Raw genomic sequence first — 16,664 nt, forward strand, 5'->3', positions numbered from 1 at the left:
AATCATTCCCTCACATGATAATTTCCAAGAACGACGAATTTGTACGTGGTGAGCTCTCTGAGTCCCACAGGACCTCTTGCGTGGAATCTCTGAGTGCTGATTCCGATCTCGGCACCGAATCCGAACTGTCCACCGTCTGTGAACCTGGTCGAAGCGTTCACGTAAACGGCTGCGGCATCGATTTCTGAAACGAACTTTTTAGCGTTCGAATAGTTTTCAGTCAGAATCGATTCGGAATGTCCTGTGGAATATTTCTTTATATGCTCAATTGCCTCATCCACATCTCTGACCACTTTGATGGCGATGATGAGATCCAGATACTCGGTGGGCCAGTCCTCTTCAGTAGCCGGTACCACGTCCGGCACGATTTCTCTGGTCTTTTCACAGCCTCTCACTTCGACGCCGTGTTTGCTCAGCTCCTCCACGATCACAGGAAGAAACTCCTTCGCTATCTTCTCATGAACGAGCAGTTTCTCTGCAGCGTTACAGGTACCAGGCCTTTGTGTCTTCGCGTTTATTATGACCGGAACAGCCTTCTTCAGATCGGCGCTCTCATCGACGAAGATGTGACAGTTTCCAACACCTGTTTCCAGTACCGGAACAGTCGCGTTGTCACGCACAAAGCTGATGAGGCCGTATCCACCACGTGGAATGACGAGGGAGAGATACTCTCTGAGCCGTATCATCTCAAGAACGAGGGATCTGTCGGTGTTCTCTATGAATTCAACGGAGCTTTCTGGAATCTCTGTTTCTTTGAGCGCTTCCTTTATGGCTGAGACTATCGCCTTGTTCGAGTTAAGAGCGTCGGATCCGCCCCTGAGCAGTATGGTGTTACCGCTCTTCAGGGCCAAGATCGTGGTCTCCACAGTGACGTTCGGCCTGGATTCGTAAATGATCCCTATCGGACCGATGGGAACCCTCACCCTCGCGATTCTGAGTCCGTCTTCTCTCACCCAAGAATCGATTACTTCTCCCACGGGATCTTTCAGTCCAATCACCGTCTCGCAAGCTTTTATCATCTCATCGATTCTTTTATCGTTCAGGGCGAGTCTATCGACAAGGGATTCTTTCACACCCCGCTCGCGGGCCTTTTCCACGTCGATTCTGTTCGCCTCGAGGATTTCTTTTCTCCTCTCATCGAGTTTCTCGGCTATCTTCTTTATCGCTTTGTTCTTTTCCCTCGTCGTCGCGTTTCTCAGAACATCCCAAGCCTCTCGTACCTTCTTCGCCTTCTCGAGGAGTTCATCCACAACTCTCACCCCCTAAACCTTCGGGAAGGAACCGTGTTTTTTCAGATAGTTCACTATACCGTCTTCTTTCAGTATCTCGAGGAGAAACTTCGGAATAGGAGTGAATCTGTATTCTTTCCCTGTTGTGAGGTTCTTCAAAATACCGTTTTCGAGATCTATCTCAAGTTCGTCTCCCTGGTTGATCTCGTCGACTTCTTTGAGCTCTATAACCGGAAGCCCCACATTGATGGCGTTTCGGTAAAAGATCCTTGCGAAAGACTTCGCCACGATACAGGAAACACCAGCGATCTTTATGATACGCGCAGCGTGCTCTCTGGAAGAACCAAGTCCGAAGTTCTTGCCGGCCACGATGATGTCACCTTTCTGCACCTTCTTTGCGAAATCTTCCATGGCATCTTCCAGGACGTGTTTTGCGAGCTCCTCAAGATTGTTCCTCAGATGAAAGTACCTTCCAGGTGCTATATGGTCAGTCGATATATTGTCACCGAACTTCCAGACTCTTCCCCTTATCATGCTCCACCCTCCTTCAAATGAACCTTCTCGGATCTGTGATGTATCCAGTTACCGCGGTGGCTGCCGCCGTTGCAGGAGAAGCAAGGTATATCTCCGCGTTGGGGTTTCCCATCCTTCCCTTGAAGTTTCTGTTCTGCGTGGAAAGTACCCTCTCTCCGTCTCCAAGAACACCCATGTGGATTCCAACACACGGGCCGCAACCCGGTGGTATAACTGCCGCTCCAAGTTCAACGAATTTCTTGATTATTCCCTTTTCAAGGGCGTCCATGTAGACCTTCCTTGAAGCGGGGCCGACGATCAGCCTCACATCCGGGTGCTTTCCGTGTTTCTCAAGAATTTTCAAAGCGATCTCAAGATCCTGGAGTCTTCCGTTCGTACAGGTTCCTATGAACACTTGATCTATCTTTATCTTTTCCTTTTCAACCTCGCTTACCTTTCTCACGTTGTCCACATAGTGAGGCAAAGAGACGAGTGGTTCGAGTGTGGTGGCATCTATCTCTATCTCTGTCTCGTAAACCGCGTCTGGATCTGCTTTCAACTCTCTGAAGTCCTCCTCTCTTCCCATCTTTTTCAGGAACTCTCTGGTCTTCTCATCAGAAGGCATGAGACCTGCTTTCGCTCCCACTTCCACCGCCATGTTGGAAATGGTGAGTCTGTCCTCCACATTCATATTTTCGATACAGCTTCCGTGGAACTCCAACGCTTTGTAAGTTGCGCCGTCGCTTCCCAGAATTCTCGCGATCTCGAGAATAATGTCTTTCGCGTAAACTCCATCCTGTAACTTCCCGTTCACCACAACTTTGATCGACTCAGGTACTTTGAACCAGTTCTGTCCAAGCCCGAAGATGATCGCAACATCTGTGGACCCCATTCCCGTTCCGAAAGCACCGAGCCCACCGGCAGTGCAGGTGTGCGAATCCGCACCTGCTACCAGATCGCCGGGTTTCACGTATTTTTCCGCGAGGATCTGGTGGGATATCCCGTCTCCCGCATCGAAAACCTTGACTCCCATCTCTTTTCCAAATTCTCTCATCATCTTCTGCGAATTCGAAAGCTCTTTCCTCGGGCTCGGAGAAGCGTGATCGATGAAGAGGAAGGCCTTCGGGACCTTCACTTCTTTGAAGCCGAGTTCTCTGAATTCGTTTATCATCAGGGGGCCTGTTCCATCCTGGGCCATGGCTATATCCACTCTCGCGAGTACGATTTCTCCGGCTTTCACGTCTCTTCCAGTATGTTCAGAAAAGATCTTTTCTGCGAGTGTCTTACCCATTCTCATCCCTCCGCTCGATAGGAATGTATTCGACATCCATAGGACCCACGTACTCACTAGTTGGTCTGATCAGCTTGTTGTCGCTCACGTATTCGATCACATGAGCGGTCCATCCGACAACGCGAGCAGTTGCAAACAGGGCAGTGAACATGTTCCTTGGAAAACCGAGCTCTTCGAAGAGAACGCTCGAATACAGATCCACATTCGGGTATATGTTTTTGATCTTGTTAGAAACGATGTATTCTTCCAGCTTGCTGGCGATTCTGAACAGTTTGCTATCTGGAAAGTGTTCCTGAAGAACTCTCTTCAAAAACACCGCTCTCGGATCGTAAGTTTTGTAAACTCGATGCCCGAATCCCATGATCTTTCTTTTCTCTTTCAGACACTTTTGAACGAACTCTTCCACCCTGTCTTCACTTCCGATCTCTTCTAGCATGGGCGGAACCTTTTCACTCGCACCACCGTGTAGGGGACCTTTGAGCGCTCCGAGAGCCCCCACAATACAGGAATAAAGATCGGAGAGTGTGGAAGCTATCACGAGCGCAGCAAAGGTAGAAGCATTTATATCCTGCTCCATGAGAAGAATGAACGCAGATTCCAGAAGACGGACCTTTCCGTTTCTCTCACCGAACATCATGTAGTAAAAATTCTCAACGTGCGGTAGATCCTTTCTTGGCTTTATCAATTCTTTTCCCTTAGAGTACCTGTAGTAGTAAGCCAGTATTGTGGGAAAGACGCTGGCAACCCTGATGGCTTTTTCTCTGAGATCCTCATCGTTCCCATCCATGGAACCGTGAATGGAAAGGAATATCTTCAAAACATCAATGTAATGAAGGTCTTTCGGAAGATGGTAAAGAATTTCAAGGGCTTCATCAGGAAGCTCTCTGTAATCTGCCATTTTCCTTTTGAATTCTTCAAGCTCACTCTTTGTGGGAAGCTTTCCGTACCAGAGAAAGTAGGCCGTTTCTTCGAAGGTCGATTTTTCCGCGAGTTCCTCAACCGGTATTCCTCGGTAGTAGAGCCTTCCGTTGATGCCATCCAGATAGCATATCGAACTTTCACATATTTTGACGCCTTCCAGTCCCTTTTGTATCAAAATAACACCTCCGTGTTGTATAACTATACACTGGAACGATTAAAAATGAAGGAGGGCTTTGGGAAATTTTACCATACAAACTTGAAGGTAAAGTTAAACAGTACTGCATGGCACAGGCTGGCATTTTAATGCTTTTCATTTCAAAAAAGATTTAACACTTTCGCAGAAAAATTGGTAGAATATGTTTTGAAGACATTAAGCAAGGGGAGGGGTTGAAGTGGCTGAAAGATTGGGGATACTCGTTGGTGGAGGGCCGGCACCTGGAATCAACAGTGTGATAAGTTCTGTTACCATCGAAGCTATAAACAACGGACTCGAAGTGATCGGAATATACGATGGATTCAAACACCTCGTAGAGGGAAAAACGAATATGGTGAAAAAACTTTCCATCGAAGATGTCTCCAGAATCCACATCGAAGGTGGATCCATTCTCAGAACCTCGAGGGTGAATCCTGCCAAATCCGAAGAAACCCTCGAGAAGACAGTTCAGACTCTCAAAAAGCTCGGGATAAAGTATCTTGTTACTATCGGCGGGGACGACACCGCGTTCTCCGCGAGCAAAGTGTGTGAAAGATCGAAGGGCGAAATAAAGGTGGTCCACGTTCCAAAGACTATAGACAACGATCTCCCTCTTCCGGAGAACATGCCCACGTTCGGTTTCGAAACAGCTCGTCACGTAGCCACAGAGCTCGTCTACAATCTCATGCAAGACTCAAGAACAACGAACAGGTGGTACTTTGTGGCCATGATGGGAAGAGAAGCCGGGCACCTCGCTCTCGGCGTTGGAAAAGCGGCGAGTGCAACGATCACGATCATTCCTGAAGAGTTCAAAGAGGGAGTGACGCTCGAAGAAGTGTGCGACGTTCTTGATGGAGCGATTCTCAAGAGAAAACTCATGGGAAGAGACGATGGAGTGGCGGTCATAGGTGAAGGTATCGCAGAAAAGATGGATCCTGAAGAACTCGCCAACATTCCCGGTGTGATAGTCGAAAAAGACCCACACGGACACCTGAGACTTGCAGAGATCCCGCTCGCCACCATTCTGAAACGGGCGATCGAGAGGAGATACGCTGAAAGAGGTGAAAGAATCCACATCGTCGATGTCACAATAGGATACGAACTCAGAAGCGCACGCCCTATACCTTTCGACATAGTATACACCAGAACACTCGGTTACGGTGCAGTGAGATTTCTCCTTGGAGACTATTCCGATCTCCCTGGCGGGATGGTGTGCGTGGTTGGTGGCAGAATCAAGATTCTTCCCTTCGACGCTTTCATGGATCCAAAGACCGGAAGGACAAAGGTGAGAGTGGTGGATGTTCGATCGGAAGATTACAGAGTAGCAAGAAAATACATGATAAGGCTGGAAAAGAAAGATCTCGAAGATCCCGAAACTCTCGAAAAACTAGCAAAGCTCGCAAAGATGGAACCTGAAGAATTCAAAAAGAAATACTGGCATACGACAGAGCTTCCATAAAACTTTCATGAGCCCCATCTCGGGGCTCATTCTTTTTCTACAACGAGACCGTATTGGCTTGTGAAGAGCTCGTAATAAAAGCCTCGCTTTTGAATCAACTCATCGTGTTTTCCCATCTCCACAATTTCTCCGTCTCTTAAAACGATGATCAGATCTGCGTTTTTTATCGTGTTCAATCTGTGAGCTATGATGATGCTGGTCTTCCCCTCCATGAGTTTCCACATGGCTGCCTGTATGCTTTTCTCCGTCTTTGTGTCAACGTTGCTGGTGGCTTCGTCCAGTATCAGGATCTTTGGATTCGCAAGGAAAGCTCTTGTTATGGCAAGAAGCTGTCTTTGACCCTGACTCAGATCTTCACCGTTGTCGGTGAGGACCGTTTCGTAACCCTCAGGCAGGTGCTTTATGAAGTGGTCGGAATGTGTCAGTTTCGCTGCTTCTTTTATTTCTTCGTCGGTAGCGTCAGGATTTCCGTATTTGAGGTTTTCTTTCACGGTTGTGGAAAACAAAATAGTATCCTGAAGGACGATGCCTATGCTGGATCTCAGAGAACTCCTCTTTATTTTTCTTATATCTATACCATCCACGAGGATCTGCCCTCTGTCCACGTCGTAGAATCTCATCAACAGATTCACGATCGTCGTCTTTCCGGACCCTGTGGGACCCACCAGTGCAACCTTCTGACCCGGTTTTATGTGAAAGGTTATGTCTTTAAGAACAGGCTTTTTCTTGTCGTAGGAGAACCAGACATTCTTGAACTCGATTTCTCCTCTGACTTCCCTCAGTTCCACAGCATCAGGATCGTCTTTTTCTTCCTCCAGATCGAGAATCTCAAAGATTCTTTCAGCACTCGCAAGCGCCATCTGGATCATGTTGAACTGGTTAGAAAGCTCGTTCAACGGTCTTGTGAATTGCCTCGTGTAGCCTATGAAGGTGGCTATGGTACCCACTGTGATTATGTCTTTCAAGGCGAGCCATCCTCCAAAACCGCTGATCAGGGCAAATCCGAGGTTGTTGACCATGTTCATCAGAGGGGGGAGAACACCTGAAAAGATCTGAGCCTTCGTTCCCACCTTTCTGAGACTCTCGTTCACCTGGTCGAACTTCTCTATCTCTTTCTCCTCTCGGGTGAAGAGTTTTATCACGCTGAGGCCAGAGATGTCTTCTTCTATGATCCCGTTGAGCTGGCCGAGGACTCTTTGATTTTCGTAGAAGTATTTTCTGGTTCGGCTGGAGACGATCTGCGTGATGAGAACGGTCAAGGGAACTATTGAGAGTGTGACGAGTGAAAGGATCACATTCACTCTGAACATCATGATCACAGCACCTGCGAGTGTCACAATTCCCGAGAAGAACTGAATGATACTGTTTCCAAGAACGTTGTTTATATTGTCCACATCGTTTATGACTCTGCTTATGATGTCTCCGTGAGGTGTTCTGTCGAAGAAGCCGACCGGAACTCTTTGAAGCTTCTCGAAAAGTTCCTTTCTCAAACGAAAAACAACATCCTGGGAAAGCGTTAACATGATTTTTCCCTGAAGCCAGAAGAGAAGAGACGTAAGCGCATAAATCGTTCCGAGAATCAGCATGTACCTGGGAAGAAGATCGAATCTTCTCGGAACGAAAACAACATCGATAGTTCTTCCTATGAGATACGGTGAGAGAACACCAAGTATGGAAGAAACGGTGACGAAAACAAAGACCATGATCAAAGTGAAAGTGTGAGGTCTCAGATAACCGAGGAGTCTTCTCAACGTGGCCGTGGGATTTTTCAGTGCGGGTTTTTCTAAAATTGGTCCGTGTGGCCTTCTTCTGATCTCAGGCATCGTTCATCACCCCGTTTCCAAACTGGGATTCGTATATTTCTCGATAGGGTTTGCAGTGTTCGAGCAACTCTTTGTGGGTGCCAAATCCCGCCACTTTCCCCTCATGAAGGACTAGGATTTTATCGGCGAGAAGAGCCGTTGGGATCTTCTGAGTGATGATGAAGGTCGTACATCCTTTCGTGTATCGCTTCAACCCATCCAGTATTCTTTTCTCAGTTATGGGATCCACTGAGCTCGTGCAGTCGTCGAGTATCAGTACCTTTGGCTTTTTTACAAGGGCACGGGCTATGGAAAGTCTCTGTTTCTGACCTCCCGAGAAGTTCCTTCCTCCCCTTTCGACGCGAGAATCGTATCCTTCGGGCAGACTGATTATGAAATCATGTATCTGAGCGATCTTCGCCGCCTCCACGATTTCATCATCTGTGGCATCTTCTCTTCCCCATTTCAGGTTCTCTTTGATGGTTCCCGAAAACAGCACGGTTTCCTGAGGAACAGCAGATATGTGACCTCTCAGATCTTTCAGCTTCACCGTCCGAACATCCAGTTCATCGACTTCCACACGTCCACGTTCTGGATCGATGAGTCTTGGAATGAGGTTCATGAGGGTGCTCTTTCCGGACCCTGTTTCACCCAGAACGGCAACGAGTGATCCTGATTCAACGGAGAAGTTCACTCCACTGAGAACAGGATCGGTGTTTTCGAAGTATCTGAATTCGACATTTTCGAAGGAAACGCTCCCCTCCACATTTGGAAGTGCTAAGGCATTGTCCGCTTCTTCAATCGCAGGTTTTTCGTTCAACACCTCGAGAACTCTCTTTGCGGAAGCACTGGCTCTTACAATGAAATTGAGAATGTTTCCGATCATCATGAGAGAGAACATGATCTGCATGAGATAATTCGTGTATGCCATGATGCTTCCTATCTCCATCTGGTTGTTTCTAACGAGAACCCCTCCAAACCACAGGACGGCGATCATTCCCATATTCACGATGAATATGAAAAGGGGCAGTGCAAAAACAATGAGCGAAAAGGCATTGATGATGGATCTTCTCAGAGATTCGTTTGCTTTCCGAAAGTTCTCATTCTCGTATTCTTCTCTTCGAAAGGCCCTCACTACCCTGACACCCATGAGGTTTTCTCTCACGACTCTGTTGACCTCGTCAGTGCTCTCCTGTATCTTTCGAAAGAGAGGATTCCCTTTCCTAGTGAGCCACACAAAGAGAAGAACGATGGGAGGTATCAAAAAGATCAAAACGGAAGAGAGCTTCGCATTGATAGACACCGCCATGACAATTCCACCTACAAAGAGAAGAGGCGCTCTGACAACGATCCTGAGAAGCATCATCACCAGGTTTTGAAGCTGAGTTACGTCGTTGGTGAGACGCGTTATCAAAGATGAAGTGTGGAATCTGTTCACGTTGGAAATAGAAAAGCTCAGAACTTTTCTGAAGAGATCTTGCCTCAAGTCGGCTCCAAAGTTCTGGCTGGCGTAACTCGCGAAGACCGTGCAGCCTATTCCTCCCACCGCACCTATCAGTGCCACTATCAACATGAGGATCCCTGTTTTCAAAACCAGAGAAAAGTCTCCACGCGCGATTCCTTCGTCGACGATACGTGCCAAAAGAGTGGGTTGTGAAAGATCACATATCACTTCTACAACCATGAAAAGCGGTGCAAGAACAGCAAATATCCAGTACAGCTTTAAATATCTGGCGAGTGTTTTCATTTCGAGTTTTTCCCTCCGTAGATAATGTTGTATACGCTCCTTTCAAAGTCTTCCGTGGCGTGTTTTAATTTCTTCTTTTGTTCCGGTGTGAGATCTTTCGCGTTTTTGAAAATCACATCCACTACATTTCTCAGGGAAAGACCACAAATTTCAGAAAAGACTCTGAACCTCTCTGCGAAATCCAGGGCTTTCTTGATCTCTTCTTTGTGTTCTTCCAGGTACTTTCTCCCCTTATCAGTCAAACGGTAAACCTTTCTTTTCCCCTCGTTGTACGTTTCGATGTATTTCTGCTTCCTGAGGGAAGAGAGTATCGGGTAGAGCGCACCAGGACTCGGAGGTTCTGATCCTACCATCTGGGAGATCTTCTTCATTATGTAGTACCCATGAGAGGGTTGTTGAGAAATTATGTGAAGAACAAGAAATCTGAGATGCCCTTTCGTATCTCTCATACTGTCACCAGATATATCTATAGAGTTATGATTTTCAACAAAAATTATACCGGACTCCTGGAATGTTTCAAAACACTATTTTGGAAAAATTCTTGAGGATCTTCATCCCATCAAAGACATCCAGGACGGTGAATCTGTCCCTTATGGTGTTTGCGAGACGTACAACTTTTGACAGAAAGTCTTTGCTGTAGCTGTTGATCATCGAGTTCACATCTATCGTCTCAAGAGTTCTTTTGAGATGGGGGAAAAATTCCTTATAGATGCTTTCCATTGGTTCTCTGACTATATCTGCTTCGATTTTTGGGAGTTTCTTCCCGGCGTATGTTTTTAAAAATTCTTCTACTTTTCTTTCTTCGAAGAGCTCAAGAAGTTCTTTCCTTCTTTCCTCAATGGAGTACTCTTCTAGAGGTATCTCTTTTTTCTCTACAAGTGCCTCGTACGCCTTCATCGAAACAAAAACTCCTATCATCACTGTCAGGCCATGGAAAGGAGGCATCTCCTCTTTTTCTTCATGAAACATCTCTATCAGATGGGAAACCATGTGTTCTGCACCGGACGCCGGCCTTGAATTTCCCATGATGACCATGTTGATTCCCGAAACGAGATGGGCCTCTATGAGTGTTTTGATGGCGCTTCTTTCTCTGTTGAGAATGTCCTTTGACTTCAAAAGAATTTCTTTCAACAGATCTTTCATGTCGTCCCAGACGAAGTCACAGATGTATTCACCCGTAACGATATGTGAAAGAATCCAGTCCATTCTCGCGGGAATCTTGGCAACGATGTCTCCTACGCCAGCCCTCAAAAGGTCCATCGGTGCGTTTCTCAACACCTCGATATCTAAAAGGATTCTCCTGGGGGGAATCGCCATGAAGGTCTTTTTCACACCGTTCACCAGGATAGGTGCCACGGTGGAAGTATAAGCATCCACAGAAGGCGCTGTGGGAACACACGAGAAACGCTTTCCAGAAAGATATGCCGCGTATCTTGCTATGTCTGTGAGGCTGCCAGATCCAATCGATACGATCTCCGGGAAATCTCCAGATGCTTTCACTATTTTTTCAACGTTTTCCATCGTTGCAATGGGTCTTCTCTCGTTGAAAACGAAAGACCGCTTCCCGGGCAAGTCCACCAGGGAAGCGGTGTTCAGGTCTGCTATGAAAAACGCATCCGGGAAAACATCCGGTGCCTCTCTTATGGATGTCTCCAGGATTTCTATATCTGGAACCTCATGAGTTTTCCCGCAACTGCACTCGAAGGTTTTTCCCAGGATATCCTTCATCCCTCACAACCTCGCCATCAGGTCTTTTGTTCTCTCATAGAGATCTCTGTATATTTCGTAGTACCTGTCGTAGATCTTCTTGTTCTCCGGATCTGGCTCCACGGGATCTCTGTATTTCACCCACTCTTTTATTCTCTCGGGCTTGTCTATAACGCCTGTTCCGAGTCCCGCAAGGAAGGCATCTCCGTAAGGAGCCTCCACAAGGCTTGCAACCTGTCTCATTTTGAAACCGGTGACATCCGCGAATATTTTAACCCACACGGAAGATTTGGAAACACCACCGACGATCCAGCACTCGTCGTTCAGTTTCAAACCAGCTTTCAAGCCCTCTTCCATGTTGTGTCTCAGGGCATACGCTCCTCCTTCCATTAGTGCCCTGTAGAGGTGTGCTCTCTTGTGATAGAGAGTGACCCCAAAGAACACACCCCTTGCGGTAGGATCCCATATCGGAGATCTTTCACCCATGAAGTATGGAAGAACGATGATACCCTCGCTTCCAGCAGGGATGTTTGCTACCTCCTTGTCAAAGAGCTGGTACGGTGAGATGCCAGTTCTTTCACCGACGATTGTCTCGCTCTCACCGAACTGTTCCTTAAACCACCTGGCGAGAGCCCCCGTTGTAGCGGACCCTCCAAATGTGTAGATCCTTTCAGTGTCGTAAACCACGTAAGGATAATTCACAAGCCCGAAAGCCAGTTTCGAACCGTCGTGGACCGTTCCCCAGCAGGTGGAAGTACCCACCATCGCAACGTGTTCTCCCTCTTCAAGTGCACCGGCAGAAAGCTGGGCAACTGGGGCGTCTATTCCACCAGCTACAACGGGTGTTCCCTCGAGGAGCCCGCACAATTCCGCAGCTTCTTTCGTCACTCTTCCAACCACGTCAGAAGACTTCACTATTCTCTCGGGGAGAAACTCAATTGGTATTCCGAGAACATCGCACATCTCCTTGGACCAGGTGAGCTTTCTGATGTCAAAAACACCACCCAGGTTTCCAGCAGAGGAATAGTCGATGACAACTTCTCCCGTCATTTGATAGATCACGTAGTCCTTAGGAGTGATGAACTTGTAGATCTTTTCCCAGATCTCTGGTTCGTTGTTTCTGATCCACATGATTTTCGTAAAGCCAAAGTACGAATCCACGTAATTTCCTGTGATTTCGAAGAGCTTTTCCTTGGGAACGTTCTGTTTCACCCACTCCGTCTCTTTCACCGCTCTTCTGTCCATCCAGATGAGGCAGGGTCTGAGGGGTTGCATGTTCCTGTCAACTGGAATGCCCGATCCACCGTAGAGCCCGCTAATGGCAATCCCAGCTATTTCTTTCTTCGATACCCCAGATTTCTCCACCACTTCTTTTACAGTTTCAAAGACTGCTTTAACCCAGACATCAGGCCACTGTTCTGCCCAGTTTGGTTTTGGAGTTATGACTTCGTACTCTCTGAAAGCCTCAGCGAGTACTTCTCCTTTTTCGTTCACAATGACGGATTTCGTCCCCTGAGTTCCTATATCACTTCCGATGAGGTACATGTTCCCCCTCCTCACTTCTGACCGTACTTGGTGTGGTACTGATTGTAGAGATGATCCACCTCGTCAGGTGGCAATGGTGTGGGTTTTCCTGCAAGTGTCGCAAAGTACGCTGCCTTTGCTACCTCCTCAAGGAAAATCGCCTTTTTCACCGCATCGTCCACAGAGGTCCCCACGATCATAACACCGTGTTTTCTGAGAAGAACAGCACCGGATTTTCCAATCACTTTCACAACAGCTTTTCCAATCGCCTCGGATCCTACAGGAGCGTATTCTGTAAGAGGAATCTCCTCTCCGAAAACATCCGCATGTGCCGTGCAAAGAACGGGGATTGATTTTTCGAGAATTGCCCACACCATGGCGAATGTTGAATGAGTGTGAATCACGGATTTTGCCCAGTCGAGGTGTTTGTAGAGATACAGATGTGTGGCTGTATCGACGGAAGGTTTCTTCTCTCCCTCGATCACGTTTCCTTCAAGGTCCACCACGACGAAGTCTTCTGGTTTCAGCTCGGTGTATGGAACACCGGAGGGCTTTATCAGAACATGATCACCGATTCTCACACTCACGTTACCGCTTGTGTAAGCGACAAGACCGTATTTTTCCAACAGAAGATGGGCATTGTATAGCTCTTTCCTTTCTTTTTCGTACATGATTTACCTCCTTGCTATAAGTTACAAATTCAACCCAGCAGCGAGTTTCATAACTTTTTCTTGAGAAGCATCTTTGGCATCAATGATACCAGCGAGTTTTCCAAAGCTCATCACAGCGATTCTGTCACTCATTTGAAGAACTTCAGGAAGTTCAGACGAGATCATGATGACACCTACTCCTTCTTTTGCAAGCTGTGACATGATCCTGTATATCTCTGCCTTTGCCCCTACATCTATTCCTCGTGTCGGTTCGTCCAGTATGAGAATCTTCGGTTTCAAAGCAAGCCATTTCGCAAGTACTACTTTCTGCTGGTTGCCACCAGAAAGATACAACACCTTCCTGTCTGGATACGGTGGCCTTATGTCAAAGGTCTTTATCGCCCAGTTCGCCAGTTCTTTCTCTCTTTTAAACGATATGAAAGGCCCTTTCTTTATTCTATCAAGACTCGGCAGCGATACGTTGTGCATGATACTCATGATCAATATGAGTCCCAGTCTTTTTCTGTCTTCTGGCACAAGTCCTATCCCCTGTTCTATCGCATCCAGAGGATGGTTTATCTCCACTTTCTTCCCTTCTATGTATATCTCACCTCCCCTCTTTGGCCTGAATCCAAATATCGTCTCCATCAGTTCTGTCCTTCCTGCCCCAACAAGCCCAGCAAAACCAAGTATCTCCCCTCTCCTCAAACTGAACGATACGTCCTCGAATCCTTCCCCAGACAGGTTTTTCACTTCAAGTACCACTTCCCCGGGTTCATGCGCTTCTTTTATGTAAAACTTCTCTAATTTCCTTCCCACCATCATCTCCACGATCTTTTCTTTCGTCAGGTTCTCTATGCTATCTGTCCCTATGTACTCCCCGTCTCTCAGCACACTCACCCTGTCACAGATCTCGAAGATCTCTTCCAGCCTGTGCGATATGAAGAGTATTGCCACACCTTTCTCCTTGAGATTCTTCACAACCTCAAAGAGTTTTTCTGTCTCTTTCTGTGTAAGCGACGAGGTCGGCTCGTCCAGTATCAGCACTTTCGCTCTTTTGTATACCGCCCTTGCTATCTCCACCATCTGCTGGATCGCTATGGAGTATTTCCCCAGCTTCTCCTCAGGATCTATCTCTATGCCAAATTCCTCTCTCATGAACCTCTCCGCTTCTCTGTACATCTTCTTGTAATCTACAAAGATCCCTCTCTTCTCTTCGTCTCCCATGAATATGTTCTCCGCAACCGACAGGTTGTCCATCACCGATAGCTCCTGAAACACCGTCACTATCCCTGCATTTATCGCTTCACTCGGATGGTTCCACCTCACACTCTTCCCTTCGTATATGATCTCACCTTCATCGGGTTGATACACCCCTGCTATTATCTTCATCAATGTGCTCTTACCTGCCCCGTTCTCCCCAACTATCGCATGTACCTCACCAGGATAAAATTCCATGCTTACCCCTTTGAGCGCATGTACCCCTGGAAATCTCTTGTGTATGTTCTTCACCTCAAGTATGGGCTTCATCTCTCTTTCGCCCTCCTGATCTGGTCTATCGCTATCGCTATGATGATCACTATGCCTATCACCACTTGCTGCCAGAACGACGATACCCCAAGCAGTATCATCCCGTTCCTCAATACCCCCATTATCACTGCCCCTAAAAACGCCCCCAGTATCGTCCCTTCACCACCAGACAAACTCGTCCCTCCTATCACCGTAGCCGCTATCACGTCCAGCTCATACCCCTGCCCCGCATTCGGTTGGGCCACCCCAAGCCATGCCGTCAATAGAAATCCCGCAAACGCAGCAAGAAATCCGTTTATCGTGTACACCATGATCAGTATCCTGTCTGTCTTGATCCCCACCAGCTTCGACGCTTCCATGTTCCCTCCTATCGCATAGATCCTTCGCCCCGTCACTGTGTACTTCAAAAATATGTGGGCTATCACCCCTATCACCGCCATGTAGATCACCGGTACCGGCACTGGCCCTACCATTCCTTGCCCGTGCACTGTGAAGCTCTCTGGAAACGGTGATATGGGCCATCCCCCGCTCATCACGTACGCAAGTCCTCTCCCTACGCTCAACATTCCCAATGTGCTGATGAACGGTGCTAACCTCGCCTTCGTGATCAAAAGCCCGTTCGCAAGCCCAAAGCCTACTCCTACCGCCAATCCTATGACCACACTCAAAAATGGTGACAAACCCTTCTCATTCATCAAAAGCCCCATCACTACACTCGCCGCCCCAAGTATGGACCCTACCGACAAATCTATCCCAGATGTGATGATCACCATCGTCATCCCAAATGACATGATCGCTATGAACGATACGTTCAGTATCACCGTGAATATGTTCTCCACTGTCAAAAATTCTCTCGTCGTTACCCCTAAAAACACCACTATCGCTATGAGTATTAGAAATATCCCCGCTTCCCTCGCCTTGAACAGCTTTTTCCACAACTCAACCACGCCTCCTCACCATTGTTTTTATCCTTTTCTTTTCATAAAGAAGGGGGGATGACCCCCCAATTAATCTCGAAATTTTAGAATTTGTACTTATCGCTTTGTATAGATTTTCTTTGCGTATTCATAGTACTCATCAATATTTTCACTCGTGACAACATCAACACCTGTGTCGATGATGTAGTCCCTTTCTTTTATTATCTTGTAATCAGGTTTCCCGTATTCTGCCACTATTTTTTCAAGATTTCCAAGGGTTTTTTCAACACCATCTTTTGCCATGAAATAGAGCAATACCGTGGAGAAATAACCCATGTCGTACGGTCTTTGCCCTATGAGACCTTTTATAACACCAGCTTTGACAAGCTCAAGCTCTGGTTCCAAAGTATCAAAAGCAACTATCAGAAGTTCCTTCGCTCTCTGCGGTCCACCGAGAGCCGAAATAATGGTGTTCGGAGGTGCAACAAGAGAAGCGTTTGAAGCGAACCACCCGTCAAGATCCGTGTACTTTCTAGAAGCATCCCTCAGTATCTGAATCGCTTTCGCTGCATCGTCATTACACGGGAACGGATCAGCAACGTAGACTATCTCTTTTCCGCTCTTCTTGGAGTAGTCCTCAAGAGCATCTTTGAAGCCTCTGATCCTTTCGTTCAAATTCAACGCAGCAAGACCACCTGTGAGTATCGCAAGTTTGATTGTCTTCTTCTCAGGTCTGTATTTTTCTATAAGCTGCGCCATCAATTTTCCTGCTTCGTATCCTGCGTTGTAGTTGTTGGTTCCTATGTAAGCATACCTTCCACTGTCCGGTGAGTCAGAGTCAAACATGATTACTGGTATCCCCTTGTCAAGTGCCCTCTTGACAACTACCTTTATCCCTTCAGGATCGTTCGGTGAAATGCCTATCCCGTCTACACCTTTCACTATGTAGCTCAGTATCTTCTCTGCCTGCTTCGCTGCATCTGCCTCAACTGGTGCGTCGAATATCGCTTTGATTCCCAGTTTCTCTGCCGCATCTTTCATCCCGTTCTCCACCGCAAACCAGTACGGATTGTTGAGTGATTTCGGTGCCAGAAGTATTGTCATGTCTTCTGAGAAAACAAACACCGACAGCAGCAAAATCATACCAAGCAACAGCAAACCTTTCCTCATGAAAAACACCT

Annotated in this window: 14 protein-coding genes; 1 reads left to right on the forward strand and 13 read right to left on the reverse strand. The window is 47.1% G+C overall.

Annotation, left to right across the window (positions count from 1 at the left end; all coding sequences use genetic code 11):
* Positions 1–2 precede the first annotated feature (2 nt).
* The 4 genes from T2812B_RS03360 to T2812B_RS03375 are packed head-to-tail and all read right to left on the reverse strand — an operon-like array spanning position 3 to position 4,129.
* Entirely contained in the window at positions 3–1,250 is a 1,248-nt protein-coding gene (locus T2812B_RS03360; RefSeq protein ID WP_008193725.1) for a glutamate-5-semialdehyde dehydrogenase, read from the reverse strand.
* 12 nt (positions 1,251–1,262) lie between these two features.
* The gene (locus T2812B_RS03365) at positions 1,263–1,763 is read right to left on the reverse strand and encodes a 3-isopropylmalate dehydratase small subunit (protein ID WP_008193726.1); all 501 of its coding nucleotides are present in this window, start codon (positions 1,761–1,763) and stop codon (positions 1,263–1,265) included.
* A gap of 13 nt (positions 1,764–1,776) precedes the next feature.
* Positions 1,777–3,033, reverse strand: coding sequence for a 3-isopropylmalate dehydratase large subunit (locus tag T2812B_RS03370; protein ID WP_008193729.1), 1,257 nt, complete (start codon positions 3,031–3,033; stop codon positions 1,777–1,779).
* Positions 3,026–4,129 (reverse strand): citrate synthase/methylcitrate synthase, encoded by a 1,104-nt coding sequence (locus T2812B_RS03375; RefSeq protein ID WP_008193731.1) that lies wholly within the window; start codon positions 4,127–4,129, stop codon positions 3,026–3,028. The genes T2812B_RS03370 and T2812B_RS03375 overlap by 8 nt, the downstream gene beginning before the upstream one ends.
* A 217-nt stretch (positions 4,130–4,346) precedes the next feature.
* On the opposite strand from T2812B_RS03375, the gene pfp reads away from it, so the two are divergent.
* The gene (pfp, locus tag T2812B_RS03380) at positions 4,347–5,606 is read left to right on the forward strand and encodes a diphosphate--fructose-6-phosphate 1-phosphotransferase (RefSeq protein ID WP_004083005.1); all 1,260 of its coding nucleotides are present in this window, start codon (positions 4,347–4,349) and stop codon (positions 5,604–5,606) included.
* 26 nt (positions 5,607–5,632) lie between these two features.
* Here the strand turns inward: pfp and T2812B_RS03385 are convergent, their stop codons facing one another.
* The 9 genes from T2812B_RS03385 to T2812B_RS03425 all read right to left on the reverse strand — a co-directional run bounded on the left by T2812B_RS03385 (position 5,633) and on the right by T2812B_RS03425 (position 16,653).
* Positions 5,633–7,429: an ABC transporter ATP-binding protein gene (locus tag T2812B_RS03385; RefSeq protein ID WP_008193735.1), complete on the reverse strand. Its 1,797-nt coding sequence runs from the start codon at positions 7,427–7,429 to the stop codon at positions 5,633–5,635.
* Complete coding sequence (locus T2812B_RS03390; RefSeq protein ID WP_008193738.1) at positions 7,422–9,155, reverse strand: ABC transporter ATP-binding protein; 1,734 nt, start codon at positions 9,153–9,155, stop codon at positions 7,422–7,424. Before T2812B_RS03390 ends, T2812B_RS03385 begins: the two co-directional genes overlap by 8 nt.
* Entirely contained in the window at positions 9,152–9,604 is a 453-nt protein-coding gene (locus tag T2812B_RS03395; protein ID WP_008193739.1) for a PadR family transcriptional regulator, read from the reverse strand. The genes T2812B_RS03390 and T2812B_RS03395 overlap by 4 nt, the downstream gene beginning before the upstream one ends.
* A gap of 67 nt (positions 9,605–9,671) precedes the next feature.
* A complete protein-coding gene (locus tag T2812B_RS03400; protein ID WP_008193742.1) occupies positions 9,672–10,883 on the reverse strand; it encodes a sn-glycerol-1-phosphate dehydrogenase in 1,212 nt (403 codons plus the stop codon).
* Between the two features lie 3 nt (positions 10,884–10,886).
* On the reverse strand, positions 10,887–12,407 hold the full coding sequence (locus tag T2812B_RS03405; protein ID WP_008193744.1) for an FGGY-family carbohydrate kinase: 1,521 nt from the start codon (positions 12,405–12,407) through the stop codon (positions 10,887–10,889).
* A gap of 11 nt (positions 12,408–12,418) precedes the next feature.
* The gene (locus tag T2812B_RS03410) at positions 12,419–13,057 is read right to left on the reverse strand and encodes an L-ribulose-5-phosphate 4-epimerase (protein ID WP_004082992.1); all 639 of its coding nucleotides are present in this window, start codon (positions 13,055–13,057) and stop codon (positions 12,419–12,421) included.
* Positions 13,058–13,078: 21 nt separating this feature from the next.
* Positions 13,079–14,566 (reverse strand): sugar ABC transporter ATP-binding protein, encoded by a 1,488-nt coding sequence (locus tag T2812B_RS03415; RefSeq protein ID WP_008193747.1) that lies wholly within the window; start codon positions 14,564–14,566, stop codon positions 13,079–13,081.
* Positions 14,563–15,513, reverse strand: a complete 951-nt coding sequence (locus T2812B_RS03420; protein WP_231556597.1) for an ABC transporter permease — start codon at positions 15,511–15,513, stop codon at positions 14,563–14,565. Before T2812B_RS03420 ends, T2812B_RS03415 begins: the two co-directional genes overlap by 4 nt.
* A gap of 87 nt (positions 15,514–15,600) precedes the next feature.
* Positions 15,601–16,653 (reverse strand): sugar-binding protein, encoded by a 1,053-nt coding sequence (locus tag T2812B_RS03425; protein WP_008193751.1) that lies wholly within the window; start codon positions 16,651–16,653, stop codon positions 15,601–15,603.
* Between the last annotated feature and the right edge of the window lie 11 nt (positions 16,654–16,664).

It is taken from the genome of Thermotoga sp. 2812B (assembly GCF_000789335.1).
In the GTDB taxonomy this organism is placed as follows: Bacteria; Thermotogota; Thermotogae; order Thermotogales; family Thermotogaceae; genus Thermotoga; species Thermotoga maritima.

Excerpts from the sequence above, each read along its gene's own strand:
- T2812B_RS03385 (WP_008193735.1), bottom strand. The coding sequence starts at position 7,429 with ATGCCTGAGATCAGAAGAAGGCCACACGGACCAATTTTAGAAAAACCC.
- T2812B_RS03425 (WP_008193751.1), bottom strand. The coding sequence starts at position 16,653 with ATGAGGAAAGGTTTGCTGTTGCTTGGTATGATTTTGCTGCTGTCGGTG.
- T2812B_RS03400 (WP_008193742.1), bottom strand. The coding sequence starts at position 10,883 with ATGAAGGATATCCTGGGAAAAACCTTCGAGTGCAGTTGCGGGAAAACT.
- T2812B_RS03405 (WP_008193744.1), bottom strand. The coding sequence starts at position 12,407 with ATGTACCTCATCGGAAGTGATATAGGAACTCAGGGGACGAAATCCGTC.
- T2812B_RS03365 (WP_008193726.1), bottom strand. The coding sequence starts at position 1,763 with ATGATAAGGGGAAGAGTCTGGAAGTTCGGTGACAATATATCGACTGAC.
- T2812B_RS03370 (WP_008193729.1), bottom strand. The coding sequence starts at position 3,033 with ATGGGTAAGACACTCGCAGAAAAGATCTTTTCTGAACATACTGGAAGA.
- T2812B_RS03410 (WP_004082992.1), bottom strand. The coding sequence starts at position 13,057 with ATGTACGAAAAAGAAAGGAAAGAGCTATACAATGCCCATCTTCTGTTG.
- T2812B_RS03395 (WP_008193739.1), bottom strand. The coding sequence starts at position 9,604 with ATGAGAGATACGAAAGGGCATCTCAGATTTCTTGTTCTTCACATAATT.
- T2812B_RS03415 (WP_008193747.1), bottom strand. The coding sequence starts at position 14,566 with ATGAAGCCCATACTTGAGGTGAAGAACATACACAAGAGATTTCCAGGG.
- T2812B_RS03390 (WP_008193738.1), bottom strand. The coding sequence starts at position 9,155 with ATGAAAACACTCGCCAGATATTTAAAGCTGTACTGGATATTTGCTGTT.